14 protein-coding genes and 1 pseudogene are annotated in these 17,179 nt (G+C 67.0%); 12 read left to right on the forward strand and 3 right to left on the reverse strand.

Annotation, left to right across the window (positions count from 1 at the left end; all coding sequences use genetic code 11):
• Nucleotides 1-117: 117 nt before the first annotated feature.
• From ACH0BU_RS07980 to ACH0BU_RS07995, 4 genes are all read left to right on the forward strand, one after another.
• Nucleotides 118-696 (forward strand): LbetaH domain-containing protein, encoded by a 579-nt coding sequence (locus ACH0BU_RS07980; protein ID WP_136450992.1) that lies wholly within the window; start codon nucleotides 118-120, stop codon nucleotides 694-696.
• Nucleotides 693-1,865, forward strand: coding sequence for a glycosyltransferase (locus ACH0BU_RS07985; RefSeq protein WP_314472013.1), 1,173 nt, complete (start codon nucleotides 693-695; stop codon nucleotides 1,863-1,865). Before ACH0BU_RS07980 ends, ACH0BU_RS07985 begins: the two co-directional genes overlap by 4 nt.
• A 64-nt stretch (nucleotides 1,866-1,929) precedes the next feature.
• Complete coding sequence (locus tag ACH0BU_RS07990; protein WP_296219001.1) at nucleotides 1,930-2,358, forward strand: hypothetical protein; 429 nt, start codon at nucleotides 1,930-1,932, stop codon at nucleotides 2,356-2,358.
• The gene (locus ACH0BU_RS07995) at nucleotides 2,355-3,776 is read left to right on the forward strand and encodes an SGNH/GDSL hydrolase family protein (protein ID WP_500263919.1); all 1,422 of its coding nucleotides are present in this window, start codon (nucleotides 2,355-2,357) and stop codon (nucleotides 3,774-3,776) included. Before ACH0BU_RS07990 ends, ACH0BU_RS07995 begins: the two co-directional genes overlap by 4 nt.
• 30 nt (nucleotides 3,777-3,806) lie before the next feature.
• Here the strand turns inward: ACH0BU_RS07995 and ACH0BU_RS08000 are convergent, their stop codons facing one another.
• Nucleotides 3,807-4,340 carry a hypothetical protein gene (locus tag ACH0BU_RS08000; RefSeq protein WP_314471768.1) on the reverse strand — a complete coding sequence of 178 codons (534 nt, stop codon included), beginning with the start codon at nucleotides 4,338-4,340 and terminating at the stop codon, nucleotides 3,807-3,809.
• A 241-nt stretch (nucleotides 4,341-4,581) separates the two neighbouring features.
• Between ACH0BU_RS08000 and ACH0BU_RS08005 the strand changes: the two genes are divergently transcribed.
• Complete coding sequence (locus ACH0BU_RS08005) at nucleotides 4,582-7,644, forward strand: TonB-dependent receptor domain-containing protein (RefSeq protein ID WP_314471765.1); 3,063 nt, start codon at nucleotides 4,582-4,584, stop codon at nucleotides 7,642-7,644.
• An 81-nt stretch (nucleotides 7,645-7,725) separates the two neighbouring features.
• Here the strand turns inward: ACH0BU_RS08005 and ACH0BU_RS08010 are convergent, their stop codons facing one another.
• The gene (locus tag ACH0BU_RS08010) at nucleotides 7,726-8,658 is read right to left on the reverse strand and encodes a hypothetical protein (protein WP_296218991.1); all 933 of its coding nucleotides are present in this window, start codon (nucleotides 8,656-8,658) and stop codon (nucleotides 7,726-7,728) included.
• A gap of 153 nt (nucleotides 8,659-8,811) precedes the next feature.
• Between ACH0BU_RS08010 and ACH0BU_RS08015 the strand changes: the two genes are divergently transcribed.
• Both ACH0BU_RS08015 and ACH0BU_RS08020 read left to right on the forward strand, forming a co-directional pair.
• Nucleotides 8,812-9,984, forward strand: a complete 1,173-nt coding sequence (locus tag ACH0BU_RS08015) for an aspartyl/asparaginyl beta-hydroxylase domain-containing protein (RefSeq protein WP_296218989.1) — start codon at nucleotides 8,812-8,814, stop codon at nucleotides 9,982-9,984.
• Between the two features lie 46 nt (nucleotides 9,985-10,030).
• Nucleotides 10,031-10,273, forward strand: coding sequence for a hypothetical protein (locus tag ACH0BU_RS08020; protein WP_296218987.1), 243 nt, complete (start codon nucleotides 10,031-10,033; stop codon nucleotides 10,271-10,273).
• A 36-nt stretch (nucleotides 10,274-10,309) separates the two neighbouring features.
• Here the strand turns inward: ACH0BU_RS08020 and ACH0BU_RS08025 are convergent, their stop codons facing one another.
• Nucleotides 10,310-12,445, reverse strand: a complete 2,136-nt coding sequence (locus tag ACH0BU_RS08025) for an AsmA family protein (RefSeq protein ID WP_296219022.1) — start codon at nucleotides 12,443-12,445, stop codon at nucleotides 10,310-10,312.
• A 156-nt stretch (nucleotides 12,446-12,601) separates the two neighbouring features.
• Between ACH0BU_RS08025 and rpmI the strand changes: the two genes are divergently transcribed.
• The 5 genes and pseudogenes from rpmI (at nucleotide 12,602) to pheT (ending at nucleotide 17,175) form a co-directional block, all read left to right on the forward strand.
• Nucleotides 12,602-12,805 (forward strand): 50S ribosomal protein L35, encoded by a 204-nt coding sequence (gene rpmI / locus ACH0BU_RS08030; protein WP_046407959.1) that lies wholly within the window; start codon nucleotides 12,602-12,604, stop codon nucleotides 12,803-12,805.
• Nucleotides 12,806-12,822: 17 nt separating this feature from the next.
• Nucleotides 12,823-13,188 (forward strand): 50S ribosomal protein L20, encoded by a 366-nt coding sequence (gene rplT, locus ACH0BU_RS08035; protein ID WP_294444813.1) that lies wholly within the window; start codon nucleotides 12,823-12,825, stop codon nucleotides 13,186-13,188.
• 139 nt (nucleotides 13,189-13,327) lie between these two features.
• Nucleotides 13,328-13,618: pseudogene (locus ACH0BU_RS08040) on the forward strand (GIY-YIG nuclease family protein); the annotation flags it as partial.
• An 85-nt stretch (nucleotides 13,619-13,703) separates the two neighbouring features.
• Nucleotides 13,704-14,810, forward strand: a complete 1,107-nt coding sequence (gene pheS, locus ACH0BU_RS08045) for a phenylalanine--tRNA ligase subunit alpha (protein ID WP_046407964.1) — start codon at nucleotides 13,704-13,706, stop codon at nucleotides 14,808-14,810.
• 13 nt (nucleotides 14,811-14,823) lie between these two features.
• Complete coding sequence (gene pheT / locus ACH0BU_RS08050; RefSeq protein ID WP_296218983.1) at nucleotides 14,824-17,175, forward strand: phenylalanine--tRNA ligase subunit beta; 2,352 nt, start codon at nucleotides 14,824-14,826, stop codon at nucleotides 17,173-17,175.
• Nucleotides 17,176-17,179: the final 4 nt, after the last annotated feature.

Consider the following 17,179-nt stretch of genomic DNA (forward strand, 5'->3'; position numbering starts at 1 on the left):
GCGCCGCCCCCCGTCGAGAGCATGATGACCAGGCCCGGAACATGGTTAACCTGAATGATTGCGCGCGCTTCGCGCAGCCCCTAGCGTTCGTGTCGGGGAGCAGGGGGAACAGGGGCGATGACTCAGTCGCACGACGCGCGTGGCGCGCCGATGTGGGAGGGGGGCGCCAGCTTTCCGCTCCGCAATCGGCTGTATCGTGCCGGCTGGATCGTCGCCTGGCTGCTCTTGGTCAGATGGACCCCGCCGCCGCTGCGCGCGTGGCGCCGGCTGGTGCTGCGGGCATTCGGCGCGCAGGTCGCACCGACCGCCAATGTCTATGGCAGCGCGCGCATCTGGTCGCCGGCCAATCTGGCGATCGGCGATCATGCGACGATCGGGCCGGGCGCGCACATCTATTCGATGGGAAAGGTGACGATCGGGCGGTTCGCCATCGTCTCGCAACGCGCGCATCTGTGCGCCGGCACGCACGATAGCGAGGATCCCGCCTTCACGCTCCACACACGGCCGATCATCGTCGGCGCGCGCGCCTGGGTCGCGGCCGAGGCGTTCGTCGGCCCCGGCGTTACCGTCGGCGAGGGTGCGGTGCTCGGCGCGCGGGGCTGTGCCTTCGCCGATCTGGCGCCCTGGACCGTTTATCGCGGCAATCCTGCGGCCGCGATCCGAGCGCGCACGATCCGCTTCGTGGAGGCTGCATGACCCGCGTGCTGCGGATCATCACGAGCGCCGACCCGCGCGCCGGCGGCCCCATCGAGGGCGCGCGCCGGCTGGGCGAAGTGTGGGCGCGGCAGGGACATCGGCAGGACCTGCTGACGCTCGATCCGCCGGACGAGCTTCACTTGCCGGATTACCCGGGCGCAATCGTGCCGCTCGGCCCGCCGCGCGGCCGCAATCCGCGGCAGCTGTATCGCTATTCGCCCGCGATGGTCCCCTGGCTGCAGCGCCATGCGCGGGACTATGACGCGGTGATCGTCTCGGGCCTGTGGCGCTATGGCGCGCGCGGCGCGGCGCAGGCGCTGGCCGGCGGGCCCGTGCCCTATTTTGTCTTTCCGCATGGCATGCTCGACCCATGGTTTCGCCGGACGATGCCGCTCAAGCATGTCGGCAAACAGCTGAGCTGGTGGTGGGCGGAAGGTCCGCTGCTGGCCGGCGCGCGTGCTGTGCTGTTCACCACGGAGGAGGAACGACGGCGGGCGGAGGGCGGGTTCCGGCCGTGGCGCATGAATGCGGTGATCACGCCTTATGGCACGGCGGACCTGGCGGGGGATCCGGCCACGCAGATCCAAGCGTTTCGCCAGCAGATCCCAGCGCTGGGCCAGCGCCCCTTTCTGCTGTTTCTTGGCCGCATCCACCGCAAGAAGGGGTGCGACCTGCTGGTGGAGGCGTTCGCCACGATCGCGCGGCATGACCCCGGCATCGACCTGGTGATCGCCGGCCCCGACGAGGTGGCGCTGGTCGCCGGGCTTCGCGACCGCGTTGCCCGGCTGGGCATCCGCGACCGCGTCCATTTTCCCGGCATGCTCTCGGGCGCCGCAAAGGCGGGCGCCCTGCGCGCAGCGGCGGCGTTCGTGCTGCCGTCACATCAGGAGAATTTCGGGATCGCCGTGGCGGAGGCGCTGGCCGCCGGCACGCCAGTGCTGGTGAGCGATCAGGTCGCGATCTGGCGCGAGATCCTGGCCGATGGCGCCGGGATGGTGGCCCCGGCCACTGCCGCCGATACTGCGACGATGCTGTCCCGATTTTGCGCGCTTCCTGTCCGCCAGCGAAGCGTGATGGGGCGGCGCGCGCGCCACTGCTTCGCCACCCGCTTTCGTATCGAGGCGGCGGCCGATCACCTCCTGCAGCTGATCGATCAGCACCGCGCCTGACGCACGCCTGTCCTACATCCGCCTGCCCGCTGTAGAACATAGCACGAACAACAGGAGGCGTGCGATGGTCGCGGAAGTGGAAGTACCAGCGGGGTTCGTCCCGCAATATGCGGTGGCGTTCGGTGCCGTCGATGGGCCCGCGGTGGCGGTGCAGGCGGACAATCCATTGCCGGTGCGCGCGGTGCCCCGCCCGGCGCAGTCTGCGCCGCTCGCCGGCACGATCGTGAGCAGCGCCATCGTGGGGCCATTCGTGCCGGAGCTGGATCGGCCCATCTGGCTTAGCCTTTCCGGACAATGGCAGGGGCAGGTCGACTTCCTCCGCTCGGCCGATGGGGGGGCAACCATGCTGCCGCTGACGATCGCCGGTGAGCGCTGGGGGCGGTTTGTCGGCAGCACCAACGAGGCGGTGGCGGACGAGAGCGAGGCGGGCGCGACCTATTATCTTGCCGTCACGCTGCTGGGTGGCGCGCTGACCTATCGGGTGGCGCAATGAGCGGCCCGGACCTGATCTCGCGCGGCCTGGCGGTGCAGGCGCGGGCGACTCAGCGCGCCGCCGCGCGGCATGCGCGATTGCTTCGTGCGGCGGACAGCGCGCAGGGGCGCAATCCGGCGACCGCGCCGCCCTGGCTCGCGCCGCCAGCCTATGCGCCGGGCAGCGCCTATGCGCCGGGGCAGGTCGTCGCGCATGCGGGCGCCTGGTACATGTGCGGGATCGGCGGGGTGGCCCCCGCGACTGGCCCCGGACCGACCGGGCGGCACCATGGGCAATATCTCCCCGACGGACCGGGCGGCCTCTACTGGACCTGCCTTGGCGGGGCGCGGCATCCCGATGCGGCCGATGGCGCCCCGGTGGTCACGCTGCTGACCAGCAATCCCGCGCTCGGCGCCAACTGGCTGCCCGCGCTCGTCCCCGGCGCCTACGCTGTGCGCGGCGCGCGCCCGGTGCCGCTGCGCGCCAGTTTCTGGTCGCTGGAAACGCTGGAAGCGAAGCCGGATATGATGACGTGCGCGGGGGCCTCGGTCGCCTTTGACAGCGATGCCGATCGACTGGCGCTCTTCCTTCCCGCCAATTCGGCGCAGCTGCGCGTGCTGGTGGAGGAGCGGTATCTCCATCCCGGCAGCATCGTGATCGGTGGCCAGGATCAGTGGCTGATGATCGACTGGACGATGAGCAGCGGCCGCCGGATGCGCCGGTACGAGCTCGAAACCGGCAAGAGCGCGGCGCAGTTCGGCTGCGCGCAGACCGGCACCGCGGCGATGGTCACCGCGGCGCCGGCATCGGACCCGCGCCTGGTGGTGATCGGCGACAGCTATAATGCCGGCTCGTCCTATGGCCCGTGGCTGGCCGGCGGGTCGATCGCGCAGCTGCTGGGCAAGCGGCTCGGCTGGCGTGACACCTGGAACCTGTCGGTCGGCGGGACGGGTTATTGCAACACGGGTGCGGGCCTGCGCACCTTTGTCGATCGCGTCCCGCAGGTGCTGGCGCTCCGGCCGGATGCGGTGCTGGTGATGGGGTCGACCAATGACGTTGGCTATTCACCCGCGACGGTGGAGGCGGCGGCCGTGGCCATGCTGCGCGCGTTGCGTGGCGGCACGCCCGCGCCGATCATTGTCGTGGGCGTGCCGTCGATCAACCTCCCCGGGGCGCGTGCGACGGAGCAGGCACTCGCCGCCGCCGTCGCCGCTATCGCCGACCCGCTGACATTCTTCGTCCCGGTCACCACCGCAACGCCGCCCTGGGTGCTCGGCAGCTGGAACAATGCCGTGGGGGTGCCGTCCGGCACCGCCAATGCCGCGCTCTACATCGCCGGGGATGACGTCCATCCGCCGGAAATCGGCTATGATTATTATGCGCAGCGGATCGAACAGGCGATCCGCGCGCAGGTGCTACCCGCCCTGGCCGCCGGATAGCCGGCCGACGCGTGCGCCGGCCGCTCCCGGTCAGCGCACGCGCATGCCGCGAAAGGTCTTGCCACTAAAAGTGACGAAATAGCTGCCGATGGCGCCCTTGCGGATGCGGATCTTGTCACCGGGCTTTGGCGGCCACGCTACTGCCTCGGTGGTCTGCCACACCGCGTCTTCCTCACCGGTCAGGCGCAGCTCGACTCGGCCGTTATCCAGCTGGCGGGCCGACGCGACAGTGGTGTTGATCTCGGTGAACTCTTCCCTTTCGTCCTTATCGCCGTCGCCGAACAGGCCGACGCGCGGCAAGGTGAAGCCGAACAGCGACCGACGCGTGCGGCGTACATCTTCCTTGTCGATGATGCGCACTTCTTTGGCCTTAACGGCCTGCTCCAGCGCGCTCGCCGCGCTATCGAAGCAGGCGAGCCGCTGCGCTGCATCGGCGACCGCGCGACATTGCGCGAAGGATTGCAATACCCGGTCGCCCGCACCGTCCTTCTCCGCCGCCACTGCCGGAACCGCCGTCATCGCCAATGCGACGGCGGCCGCTGCCACGTTGCCAAGCCGTGTCATTTATCGTCTCCCTGAACAGTCCTGGGGATAGAGTGTGTCGTGGAACCGGACAAGGCGGACACAAAACTGTTGCCTTCCTGTTACACCTCAATCGCAATGTTGCAGTTGCGCTGTGGCGACGTTGCAGGCGCGTGAATTGCTCACTAGCCCTTCGCCCCATGTCGTTCGGTCGCCGCCGAGCTGACACTGGGCACAAGCCGATAAACCGGGACCAAACCGGGGCAAAAAAGGGGAAACACGCATGCGTACTAACTTTCGTTCACGCTTGTTGACGACGACGTTGTTCGTCGGTGCCGTCATGGCGTCGCCATCGGCCCTCGCACAGCAGGTCGATTCGACCACCACGCCGGGTACCGCAGCACCGGGTCCGGTCCCTCAGGAAGGCGCCTCGAACAGCGAGACTTCGACCGGCGACATCGTTGTCACCGGTACCCTGATCCGCAACCCGAACCTCGTTCAGGCGACGCCGGTCAAGGTCGTCGGCGCCGACGAAATCGATCTTCAGCAGGCCAACGTCGCTGAAGAGCTGCTGCGCGAGCTGCCGGGCATCACCCCGTCGATCGGTTCCGCGGTCAACAACGGCAACGGTGGTGCGTCGTTCGCCAACCTGCGCAACCTGGGTTCGAACCGCAACGTCGTCCTGCTCGATGGCGTGCGCCTCGTGCCGGCTGAACTGAACGGCCGTTTCGACCTTAACAACGTGCCGCTCGCTTTGATCGAGCGCGTTGACGTGCTCACCGGCGGCGCGTCGACCACCTACGGTGCGGACGCCGTGTCGGGCGTGATCAACTTCATCACGCGCCGCGACTTCTCCGGCTTCGAGGCGAACGTCTCGCAGCAGATCAGCGAACAGGGCGACGGCAACGTATTCCGCGTCGACGCGACGATCGGTGCGAATTTCGACGACGGCCGCGGCAACGCGGTGTTCAGCGTCGGCTATCAGGAAGCGGATGCCATCTACCAGGGCGACCGTGACTATGGCTTCCTTGCGCTCAACTCCGCCACGGGCGGCGGCGGCGGCTCGGGAACGGCGGTCCCGTCGCGCTTCTCCCTGCCGGGTCAAGGCACGCGCCAGGTCAACGCAGCCGGCACGGACTTCCGTCCCGGGACCGCGTTCAGCGCGTTCAACTTCAACCCGTACAACGTCTATCAGACGCCGTTCGAGCGCTTCAACATGTACGGCGCGGCGGACTACGAGATCAGCGACGCGGTTGAGGTCTATACGCGCGGCATCTTCTCGAAGAACACCGTGTCGACGATCATCGCACCGTCGGGCGCCTTTGGTATTCCTGTCGAGATCCCGCTCAACAACCCGTTCCTGACGGACGCCCTGCGCAACACCTTCTGCTCGGCCAACGGCATCTCGGCCGCGGCTTGCGCCGCTGCTGCCAATCCGGCGCTGACGCCGGGCGCTGCGGGCTACCAGACGGTCACCAGCGCGCTGTTCCGCCGCGCCACCGAAGTGGGGCCGCGCATCAGCGAATACAGCACGACCTTCTTCGATTACCGCCTGGGCTTCCGTGGCGGCATCACCGACACGATCGACTGGGATATCTTCGGATCGTACGGTGAGTCGGAAAACCTGCAGTCCATCGGCGGGTACACGCTGAACTCGCGCGTTCGCGACAGCTTCCTGGCCAACAACACCACGAGCTGCTTCACCGGCACGGCATCGGGCTGCGTTCCGATCAACTGGTTCGGCCCGGAAGGCAATGCCACCTGGACTGATGATGCGATCGACTTCCTGAACGACGTGTCCACCGTTCGTACCTCGACCACGCTGGCCCAGGCGCGCGGCACGATCAGCGGTGACTTCGGCGTGTCGAGCCCGCTGTCCGAGAACCCGATCTCCTTCGCGGTCGGTGGCGAGTATCGCCGCTACACTGCGTCGCAGCAGTCGGATACGCTTGCAGTCGGCGGTGACCTCGGCGGCGCCGGCGGCGCGCAGCCGAACATCACCGGTGGGTATGACGTGTACGAAGCGATCGGCGAACTGATCGTTCCGCTCGTTCAGAACCGTCCGTTCTTCGAAGATCTGACGATCGAAGGCGGCATCCGCTATTCCAAGTACACGATCGATGCGGCGGGCGATCCGGGCTACAATACCACCACCTGGAAGGCGGCTGGTAGCTGGACTCCGGTCAACGGCTTCAAGATTCGCGGTAACTACGCCCGTGCGGTGCGCGCGCCGAACATCGCCGAGCTGTTCTCGCCGGTCGTCACCGGCCTCACCAACCTGCAGGACGATCCCTGCGCGACGTTCGACGACAATGGTGATCGGATCCGTCCGAACCCGACCGGCGCACTGCAGGCGGTCTGCCTTGCGCAGGGTGCAACGCCGGCCAACATCAACTCGATCGCGCAGCCGATCTCGGGTCAGGCGAATTCGACCGGCGGCGGCAACCTTCTCCTGCGGCCGGAAATCGGCAAGAGCTGGACTGTTGGTGCCGTCTTCCAGCCGACGTTCGTGCCGCGTCTCTCGATCTCGGTTGATTATTTCAACATCAAGATCACCGACGCGATCACCTCGCCGACTCCGGGCGATGCGATCACGGCATGCTTCGGCGACAACCCGTCGGCACCGCCGGCTGGTGCCGCGGCAAGCGCAGCCTGCACCTCGATCCGTCGTGATCCGCTGACGGGCGGCCTGAACGGCGATCCGAACACCACCCCGGGCCTGTTCCTCACCACGTCGAACCTCGGCATGCTGAAGACCAGCGGTATCGACCTGACCGCCAACTATGCCCATGATCTCGGCTTCGCCAAGCTCAGCCTCGCCGGTACGGCGACCTGGACCAAGGAGTCGGAGTTCCAGGCGGTGACCGGCGGATACGTGCGTGACTGCGTCGGCTACTATTCGGCAAACTGCGGGCAGCCGATCCCCGAGTGGCAGTGGTCCGTCCGCGGTACCGCGACGTTCGAGGGCATCGACGTCTCGCTGCTGTGGCGTCACATCGGCGGCACCCAGTATGAAGGTGCGGCTGCTGACTTCGCGGACCGTGGCTTCTCGCCGACCTCGCGTGTCCTCTTCTCGGGCGCGCTGCCGGCCAGCGCCGGTGCGCTCGCGGGTCGTCAGGTCAACTTCAACCGGATCACGGCGAAGGATTACTTCGATCTGACGAGCCGGGTGACGGTTGCTGAGAACCTTATCCTGACGGTCGGCATCCAGAACCTGTTCGACAAGGAACCGCCGCTGGTTGGTGGCGAAGCCGGTTCGACCACGTTCAACAGCGGCAACACCTTCCCGTCGACCTACGACGCGATCGGTCGCCGTTTCGTGATGGGCGCGAAGATCCGCTTCTAAGCGCGGGTTCTCGAACCAGAGAGAAGGGCGGGCCTTGTGCCCGCCCTTTTTTTGTGCCCGCCCTTTTTTTGTGTGTGCGCGTCAGGCGAGCAGCGGCGCCGGAAGCGTCAGCGCGACACCGGTGCGTTCCGCCAGCACCTCGGCCCAGGCGGTCACCGTGTCGATCTCCTCGCCATGAGCCCCTCGTGCAGCCGCCTGTTCTGCGTCGCGCGCCGCAGGTGAGAAGGCGTCTCCCGATTTGCTGTGTCGCGCGAGGGCCGGGTGCCCGGCAAAACCCTCCGGCGACAGGCCGAAGAAGCTTGCCACTGCACCGAGCACGCGATCCGGGTCCGCCAGCAACTCGTCGGACCTGAGCACACGCACGCGATCGGGAAACTGCTGCGCCAACAGGGCGAACTGGCGGTGCTGGGCCAGCCAGCCGACGGCCCCGACCTGCAGGTCGCTCAGGCGGAAGAGATCCGCTGGAGTGAAGCCGAAATCCACCAGCCCGTCGCGGAGCAGCCCCTCGAGCAGTTCGCGTACCCAAAGACGGCACCACAGGCCTTTGCGTGCCACCGACGTGAGAAATGCCGGTAGGGGCGCATACAGCAGCACGGCCCGCGCGCCCGGCCGCAACGCGAGGATCGGGCGGTGCAATCCGCAAAGGATGTTCGATGGCTTGATCACCACGCTTTCGCCCGCCTCCCAGCGCCTGGCGAGCAGCGTGATCGCATCGTCGATCAGGCGCGCCAGGTCGGCTCCTTTGCGTTCGCCGCGGCGGTGAATCCCGACCACGTCGTTAAGCAGTACCGGTTCCGAAAGCCCCATCGACACGCCCGGCAGGTCCAGGGCGCGGACCAGCAGGGTCGAGGCGCAGAAGGCCGAGTGGAAGATGAAATGCACCGGCGCCGCGGCGCTCCGGGCGGCGGATACGCCGCTTGTCCGATCCGTGATCTGCTGCGGCTGTTCGCCCACCAGGGCGTCGGTCAGAAAGGCGCCCGCTCGGTGAAGCGTGCGTGGCACCTGCCGGTACATCAGCTGGTCTCGTGTCGCCTCGTACCGATGGGCTAGCCAAACAGGATCAGCAGGATCGAAAGTTGTCGGGGAGTTCATCGCGCGCCCTTATTATTCGCATGAAGCAACCGGCATCGACTGTTCAAGATGTCGCGCGCTTCGTACACAGGCGCCATGACGGTATCTTCGCAGGAAGCCAATGCACGCGGTATGAACGCGTTGCGCGCCGGGGACGCAGCGCGGGCGATCGGCTTCTTCGAGCAGGCGGTTGCCAGCGATCCCACTGCCGGCAGCCTATGGCGCAATCTCGCGCATGCCCGGCGACTGACCGGCGACACCGCGGGGGAGCGTGCCGCGTTGGAAGGGGCGCTGGCGGTCAACGCGCGCGATCTGACGGCTTTGATCCGTCTCGCACAATGGCTCGAGCGTGCAGGCGATCGCCGCAACGCAATGATCCGCTGGTCGGGCGTCATTCAATTGGGCGAACAGGTGGCGCAACCCAGCGCCGCCTTACGCGACCTGCTGGATCACGCCCGATCCTATGTCGCCGCGCAGGGGGTCGCACTCGCCGGGCCGATCCGGAAGGAGTTGCAGCCGCGCTACGACGGCTTCGAAGAAACCAGCCGCCGGCGGGCCAATGCCTTTGTCCAACACGCGCTCGGCGAGCGTCAATTGTATCCCAATGTCTGCGCGGGGCTCCATTATCCCTTTCTGCCGGCTGACGAGTTCTTCGACGACCGGCATTTCCCCTGGTTCGGCGATCTGGCGGCGCAAACCGATGCGATCCGTGCAGAATTGGAGGCGCTGATCGCGAACCCCGGCGAGGAACTGATCCCCTATGTCCGCATGGAGAAGGGCGTATCGGGCACCAAATGGGATCCGCTCAACAACAATCTCGATTGGGGTGCGTGTTTCCTGTGGGAATATGGTGAGCCCAACGCCCCCGTGCTGGCCCGCTGCCCACGGACTGCGGCGGCACTGGACGCGCTGCCCGGGGCACGTATCCCGGGCCGGGCGCCAAGCGCCTTCTTTTCCATGCTGAAGCCGCACACCCGCATCCCGCCGCACACCGGCGTCACCAACACGCGCGCGATCGTGCATCTGCCGCTGATCGTGCCGCCGGGTTGCGGCTTCCGTGTCGGCGGGGAGACGCGCGAGTGGGTGCTGGGAAAGCCGTTCGCCTTCGACGACACGATCGAGCATGAGGCATGGAACGACAGCGATCAGTTGCGCGCCGTGCTGATCTTCGATGTATGGAATCCGCATTTGTCCGCGGAAGAACAGACTATTGTCGCCGACTATTGCCGCATGGTAGATGAACTATCGGCGTCGCCGGCGAACCTTTAGGCGAACCTATAAAGGCGAAGACGACGGCACACCAAGGAGGCTGATCATGGTTGGCACGGTTTTCGTAGTCTCAGTGTTGCTTCAGACCGCCGCAACGCCGGTAGCGGCCATTCCGGCTAGCGCGACCTCGGAAGAGCCGATCTGCCGGCGGCTCGAGGTGACGGGTTCGATCGCGCGCAAGGAGCGCGTGTGCAAGACCAAGGCCGAGTGGCGTGCGGCTGAGGAAAACGGCAACAGCCGCGCGCGTGCGATTGTTGATTATAGCACCGGGCGCCCCACGGGTCAGTAATCGCCGCGGCCGCTGCGCCGGCCGCTCTACCGGCACTCAGAAGATGCCGAGGAACTTCTTGCGCTGTTCCTTGCCTGGCTTCTCCTTGCCCTTTTCATCCTTTGCCGTCGTGCCGCGGCCCACGTCGTCGCGCTCCTCGCCCTTGGTCGTGCGCTGCGCCGCTGCGGTTGCGCCGGCGAGCACCGGTCCGCACGCGGCCGACTTCGCGTCGCCGATGTCGACAAACGCCAGCACTCCGGCGAGCGGTGCGGCCGCTACGGCAAGGCCGAGCCCGGCGCCTGCGCGGGCGAGCAGGTCCGGGCTGATCACGCTCAGCGCCGGCGCGGAGAAATAGCCACCCAGGCCGACCGGCGACTGGCCGGAAAACAGGCTGAACTTCTTGGCATCGGCGCGGACCGCCAGGTCGACCGCCTCGGTGCGGAAGCTGAACCCGCCCCGGCCCAGGATCACGTTCTTGCGCGTATCGATCAGGATCGGGTCGGCGGCTGCGATGCCGTTGCGCACGCTGAACGCCACCAGCCCGCAGTTGATGCTGACCGGCTCCTTCAGCTTGCCGGCGAACATCTTCTGCACGAACGTGCCGATGTCGAGCTCCGCCAGCTGCACGTTGCGCGTCCACAAGGCGCCCTGCGGCATGATGAAGGCGATCCGGCCGCTCGACGTCGCCAGCGAATCGGCGATCGAATCACCGCGCCCGTTCAGCTGGACACGGCCCTTGATCGTCCCCGTGGTGCCCGCTTCGGACACGCCCCAGCCAGCGAACAGCCGCCCCATCGGCGTCGGCGCGAGGCGGAAGTCGTATTTCACCGCGCTCGGCCGTTGGCGCGTGTCGAACACGATGTCGCTCGACACATTGCCGCGCGACATTGAGAAGCTGAACGGCGACAGCGCCAGCCGCCCGCGATCGAGATCGAGCGTCAGTTCCATGTTGGAAATCGGCACCTTTCGCGACTTCACCTGATCGACCGTCCAGACGAGGTCGGCGTCGAACGTCCGCATCTTCTCGACCGGCATGTCATCGTCCGGCAGCAGCTTGCGCGGGCCGGAGCCGGTGGCGGCCGCTGCGGCGACCGCGCCCTTGGTTTCGACGATGTCGGGATTGTAGCCGACCAGAACCGACGCATCGACGATATCGAGGCTGCGCGTGCGGATCACCGAATCGAGGTGCAGCCGCTCGCCATTCGTTACCGTCAGCTTGCCCGCAACGTCGCTCTCGCCAACGGTGCCGGCGATATTGGTGAAGCGATAGACCTCGCCATCCTTCACCATCCGGCCCTTCAGCGCATAGCGCCGCGTTTCCGGCAGGACGACGCCGATGATGCCGAGCAGTTCGGACAGGTCACGCCCGCGCGCCCGCGTCTCCAGCGGCACCTTCTCGATCTCGGCGAGCGAGGGAAGTGTGCCCGACACGTCGACTACATTGTTCGCCGCCCAGGCGCGCGCGGTCAGCTTGTTCTCGCCGCGGTTCACCGTTGCGTCGGGCGACAGCAATTGCGCGGTGACTCGGAACGGCGTGTCGCGAATCCGCCCGGTGCCGCCGACGCGCACCGACTTGCCGATCTGCGCATCTTCCGAGCGGATATCCTCGATCCCGAGGTCCGCGAGCAGCCGCATGCGGGGATCGAGATAGCGCACGCTCGTGCCGCGCACCGTCGCCACGTCGATGCGCGGGAACTCCAGCGGCTTGCCGCCCTTTTTCTCGCTGAACGTCCAGGTGTTCGTCGTGTGCCCGGCGTTCCACTCCAGGTCCGCTGCGCCATTCTCCAGGTCGAGCCAATAGAGCCGCCGCTTGCCGAACAGCAGCGACAAGGGAGCGATGCGCGTGTCGATCCTGTCCGCGCGGAACAGATAGGGCCGCGTTGCCCAGGCCGGATTGGCGATGGTGAAGCGCTCGGCGTAGAATTTGATCCTGAGCGGCGCGAAATACAGCTGGAAATCGCCGCCGACGCGCACCTCGCGGTTGGTCATCCGCCCGACGATCGTTTCGAACGGCCCCTTCAGGAACCGGCCCTTGGTGATGAACAGCACCAGCCAGATGAGCGCGGGTACGGCGAGGATGGCGATGATCGTGTTGCGCAGGATATGGCGCCGCCGCCGCGGGTCGCGCGGGCCGGTGTCGGGCGGGGTCTTCGCCGTGGACAGCGCGGGCTGCCCATCACGCTTCGTCGCCATGTCCATGAAAGCGGGAATCGCATGGCGCACGCGTTGGTTGCATTTCGCCGGTCCGCCCGCTATGCGCCCCGCTTCTTACCAGCGAGGTGAAAAGAATCGCCCGGCCATCAGGGCTGCCGCGGCGGTTCCAGTCTCGCTCGATTTGAAAGGACCAAAATGCCCAAGCTCAAGACCAAGAGCGGCGTCAAGAAGCGCTTCAAGCTCACCGCATCCGGCCTGCTCAAGCACGGCGTCGCTGGCAAGCGTCACCGCCTGATCAGCCACAACAGCAAGTACATCCGCCAGAACCGCGGCACCAAGGTGCTGTCGAAGGCCGACACCGCGACGGTGAAGGCCTGGGCCCCGTACGGCCTGCGTTGAGCGAGAGGAACTAGCACATGGCACGCATCAAGCGGGGCGTAACCACTCGCGCCAAGCACAAGAACATTCTGGAACAGGCCAAGGGTTACCGCGGCCGTCGCAAGAACACGATCCGCATCGCGCGGCAGGCCGTCGAAAAGGCTGGCCAGTATGCGTATCGCGACCGCAAGGTTAAGAAGCGGACCTTCCGTGGCCTGTGGATCCAGCGCATCAACGCCGGCGTCCGCGCCGAGGGTCTGACCTACAGCCAGTTCATGCACGGCCTGAAGCTCGCCAACATCGACCTCGACCGCAAGGTCCTGGCCGACATTGCGATGCACGAAGGCGAAGCATTTAGCGCGCTGGTCGCTCAGGTGAAGAAGGCGCTGCCGGCCGAGGCTTGAGCCTCTTCTTCCAGAGCGACACAAAGGGCGTGGGTGGCAACACCCGCGCCCTTTGCGTGTCGGTCATATAACAAGATTTCCGTCATTCCCGCGAAGGCGGGAATCCATATTCTCCGAACGCTCGCGAGCGGAGAACCCGATGTCCCGACAACCCTGCGTCTATATCCTCGCCAGCGGCAGGCATGGCACGCTCTACATCGGCGTGACCTCGAACCTCGTCGCCCGCCTCCACCAGCACCGCGAAGGATTGATCGAAGGGTTCACCACCCGCTACGGGATCCATCGTCTGGTCTGGTTCGACATTGCAGACACGATGGAAGCGGCGATCACCCGCGAGAAGCAGCTCAAGAAGTGGAATCGCGACTGGAAGCTGCGGCTGATCGAGGAGGGCAATCCCGAATGGCGCGATCTGGCGATCGACCTCGGTTTCGCTCGAGTAGAGAAGACAATGCGTATGGATTCCCGCCTCCGCGGGAATGACGATGTGGCGCGGTGGAATGACGGAACGGGAAAGCATGACCGAGATTGACGACCTGAAGACGCACCTGCTGACCGCGATCGATGCCGCGGCCGGGCTCGAGGCGCTGGAAACCGTGCGCGTCGACGCGCTGGGCAAGCAGGGCCGGGTCACCGCGCTGCTGAAGTCGATGGGCGGCCTCAGCCCCGAGGAACGCCAGGTGAAGGGTCCCGCGATCCACGGCCTGCGCGAGGCCGTCACCAACGCGATTGCCAACCGCAAGGCCACGCTGGAGGCCGCCGCGCTGGAGGCAAAGCTCGCCGCCGAGCGGATCGACATGACGTTGCCGGTCGATGCGCCGCTCGCCGGCACGATCCACCCGGTCAGCCAGGTGATGGACGAACTGGCGGAAATCTTCGCCGATCTCGGCTTCGCGGTCGCCACCGGCCCGGAGATGGAGACCGACTGGCACAATTTCACCGCGCTCAACATTCCGGAAACCCATCCGGCGCGCGCGATGCACGACACCTTCTATCTCGCCGGCGATCATGTGCCGGAGGACCGCGAGCGCCCGCGCCTGCTGCGCACCCACACCTCGCCGGTGCAGATCCGCACCATGCTGGCGAACAAGCCGCCGATCCGGATCATCGCGCCCGGCCGCACCTATCGCAGCGACAGCGACGCGACCCACACGCCGATGTTCCACCAGGTCGAAGGGCTGGTGATCGACAAGGGCATCACCATGGGTCACCTGAAATGGACGCTGGAGACGTTCCTGAAGGCCTTCTTCGAGCGTGACGACATCGTCCTGCGCCTCCGCCCCAGCTATTTCCCCTTCACCGAACCCTCGGCGGAGGTCGACGTCGGCTACACGCTGCAAAAGGGCAAGCGCGTGATCGGCGGCGGCGGCGACGTGCCCAACGGTGGCTGGATGGAAGTGCTCGGCAGCGGGATGGTCCACCCCAAGGTGATCGCCGCCTGCGGGCTCGATCCCGACGAATGGCAGGGCTTCGCCTTTGGCTGCGGCATCGATCGCCTCGCCATGCTGAAATACGGCATGGACGATCTACGCGCCTTCTTCGACGGCGATATCCGCTGGCTCAAGCATTATGGCTTCTCCGCCCTCGACGTCCCGACCCTGTCGGGCGGCGTCGGCGCGGCGTGATCGGACGATAGAGATGAAATTCACGCTTTCCTGGCTCAAGGATCACCTCGAAACCTCGGCCTCGCTGGACGAGATCGTCGTCGGCCTCACCCGCATCGGCCTTGAGGTCGAAGGGGTCGAGAACCCGGGCGAAAAGCTCGCCGCCTTCCGCATCGCCAAGGTGCTGACCGCCGAGCGCCACCCGCAGGCGGACAAGCTTCAGGTGCTGTCGGTCGACGCCGGTGACGGCCCGCTTCAGGTCGTGTGCGGCGCGCCCAATGCGCGCGCCGGCCTCGTCGGCGTGTTCGGCATGCCCGGCGCGACGGTGCCGGCCAACGGCATGGTGCTGAAGGTCGCGGCGATCCGCGGCGTCGAATCGAACGGCATGATGTGCTCCACGCGCGAGCTGGAGCTGGGCGACGATCATGACGGCATCATCGAACTGGCCGCCGACGCGCCGGTCGGCGAAGTCTATGCCGAATGGGCGGGCCTCAACGATCCCGTCATCGACGTGTCGATCACGCCCAACCGGCAGGATTGCATGGGCGTGCGCGGCATCGCGCGCGATCTCGCCGCCGCCGGCCTCGGCACGCTGAAGCCGCTGACGGCAGAGCCGGTTGCGGGCGAAGGCCCCGGCCCCGACGTACGGACCGACGATCCCGCCGGCTGCCCCGCCTTCTTCGCGCAGGGCGTCAATGGCGTCAGCAACGGCGCCTCGCCCGAATGGCTGGCGAAGCGGCTGCGCGCGATCGGTCAGAAGCCGATTTCGGCATTGGTCGACATCACCAATTACATCACCGTCGATCTCGGCCGCCCGCTGCACGTCTATGACAAGGCGAAGCTCTCCGGCGGCCTCGTCGCGCGCAAGGCGAAGGCCGGCGAGACGGTGCTTGCGCTGAACGGCAAGACCTACACGCTTGATCAGACGATGACGGTCATCGCCGATGATGCCCATGTCCATGACATCGGCGGCATCATGGGCGGCGAGGAATCGGGCGTGTCGGACGCGACCACCGACGTCATCATCGAATGCGCCTTTTTCGATCCCGAGCATATCGCCCGCACCGGCCAGAGGCTGATGCTGACCAGCGATGCCCGCCAGCGGTTCGAGCGCGGTGTCGACCCGGCCTTCCTCGACGATGGCCTCGCGATCGCCACCCGCCTCGTGCTCGACCTGTGCGGTGGTCAGCCGACGGGCATCACCCGCGCGGGCGAGCCACCGCTCGGCACGCGCAGCTATGCCTATGATCCCGCCCGCGCCGAAACGCTGGGCGGCCTGGCCGTCGCGCCGGAGCGGCAGCGCGCGATCCTTCAGTCGCTCGGCTTCACCGTCAGCGACGATTGGCAGGTGACCCCGCCGACCTGGCGCCGCGATGTGGACGGCCCGGCCGATCTGGTCGAGGAAGTGATCCGCATCGAAGGTATCGATAACGTCCCCTCCGTGCCGCTGCCGCGCGCGCCGGGTGTCGCGACGCCGACCGCCACGCCGGAGCAGAAGCTGGAACGCCGCGTCCGCCGCGCCGCTGCCGCGCGCGGCCTCGACGAGGCTGTGACGTGGAGCTTCATTTCGGAAGGCGAAGCCGCGCCGTTCGGTGGCGGTGCCTTCACGCTCGCCAATCCGATCAGCGAGGACCTGAAGATCATGCGCCCGTCGCTGCTGCCCGGCCTGCTCTCCGCCGCCGCGCGCAACGTGCGGCGCGGTGCTGGCACGATCCGCCTGTTCGAGATCGGTCGCCGCTATCTCGCCGACAAGGAGCGCCCGACGCTCAGCCTCGTCCTCGCCGGCGACCGCCGCGCGCGGCACTGGCAGACGGGCAAGGCGCAGGGCTTCGATGCGTTCGACGCCAAGACAGAGGCGCTGGCGCTGCTCGCCGCCGCCGGCGCGCCGGTCGACAATTTGCAGGTGTTCGGTGAAGCCGGTGACGCTTGGCATCCAGGCCAGTCCGGCACGCTGCGGCTCGGGCCAAAGACGGTGCTCGCCGCCTTCGGCATCCTCCACCCCAATGTCACCCGCGCGTTCGATCTCGACGCCGGCGTCGCCGCGGTGGAGCTGTATCTAGATGCGATCCCCGGAAAGCGTTCCGCCGGCTTCATGCGCCCGGCCTATACGCCGCCCGCTCTCCAGGCCGTCCGCCGTGACTTCGCCTTCCTCGTGCCCGATGGCGTCGCCGCCGATGCACTGGCGCGCGCAGTGAAGGGCGCGGACAAGGCCGCGATCGTCTCCGCCCGCGTGTTCGACGTCTTCACCAAGGACGGCGAAACCTCGATGGCGGTAGAGATCGTGCTCCAGCCCGGCGACAAGGCGTTCGTCGAGGCCGAGCTGAAGACGATCGCCGACAAGGTCGTCGCCGCCGCCGCCAAACTGGGCGCGTCGCTCCGCGGCTGACACA

This window comes from Sphingomonas olei, from assembly GCF_045369765.1.
GTDB classification, from domain to species: Bacteria; Pseudomonadota; Alphaproteobacteria; order Sphingomonadales; family Sphingomonadaceae; genus Sphingomonas; species Sphingomonas panaciterrae.

What these genes read in the sequence shown, in the direction of transcription:
- ACH0BU_RS07980 (WP_136450992.1), top strand. Translation starts at nt 118, where the DNA reads ATGACTCAGTCGCACGACGCGCGTGGCGCGCCGATGTGGGAGGGGGGC.
- ACH0BU_RS07985 (WP_314472013.1), top strand. Translation starts at nt 693, where the DNA reads ATGACCCGCGTGCTGCGGATCATCACGAGCGCCGACCCGCGCGCCGGC.
- ACH0BU_RS07990 (WP_296219001.1), top strand. Translation starts at nt 1,930, where the DNA reads ATGGTCGCGGAAGTGGAAGTACCAGCGGGGTTCGTCCCGCAATATGCG.
- ACH0BU_RS07995 (WP_500263919.1), top strand. Translation starts at nt 2,355, where the DNA reads ATGAGCGGCCCGGACCTGATCTCGCGCGGCCTGGCGGTGCAGGCGCGG.
- ACH0BU_RS08000 (WP_314471768.1), bottom strand. Translation starts at nt 4,340, where the DNA reads ATGACACGGCTTGGCAACGTGGCAGCGGCCGCCGTCGCATTGGCGATG.
- ACH0BU_RS08005 (WP_314471765.1), top strand. Translation starts at nt 4,582, where the DNA reads ATGCGTACTAACTTTCGTTCACGCTTGTTGACGACGACGTTGTTCGTC.
- ACH0BU_RS08010 (WP_296218991.1), bottom strand. Translation starts at nt 8,658, where the DNA reads ATGTACCGGCAGGTGCCACGCACGCTTCACCGAGCGGGCGCCTTTCTG.
- ACH0BU_RS08015 (WP_296218989.1), top strand. Translation starts at nt 8,812, where the DNA reads ATGACGGTATCTTCGCAGGAAGCCAATGCACGCGGTATGAACGCGTTG.
- ACH0BU_RS08020 (WP_296218987.1), top strand. Translation starts at nt 10,031, where the DNA reads ATGGTTGGCACGGTTTTCGTAGTCTCAGTGTTGCTTCAGACCGCCGCA.
- ACH0BU_RS08025 (WP_296219022.1), bottom strand. Translation starts at nt 12,445, where the DNA reads ATGGCGACGAAGCGTGATGGGCAGCCCGCGCTGTCCACGGCGAAGACC.
- rpmI (WP_046407959.1), top strand. Translation starts at nt 12,602, where the DNA reads ATGCCCAAGCTCAAGACCAAGAGCGGCGTCAAGAAGCGCTTCAAGCTC.
- rplT (WP_294444813.1), top strand. Translation starts at nt 12,823, where the DNA reads ATGGCACGCATCAAGCGGGGCGTAACCACTCGCGCCAAGCACAAGAAC.
- pheS (WP_046407964.1), top strand. Translation starts at nt 13,704, where the DNA reads ATGACCGAGATTGACGACCTGAAGACGCACCTGCTGACCGCGATCGAT.
- pheT (WP_296218983.1), top strand. Translation starts at nt 14,824, where the DNA reads ATGAAATTCACGCTTTCCTGGCTCAAGGATCACCTCGAAACCTCGGCC.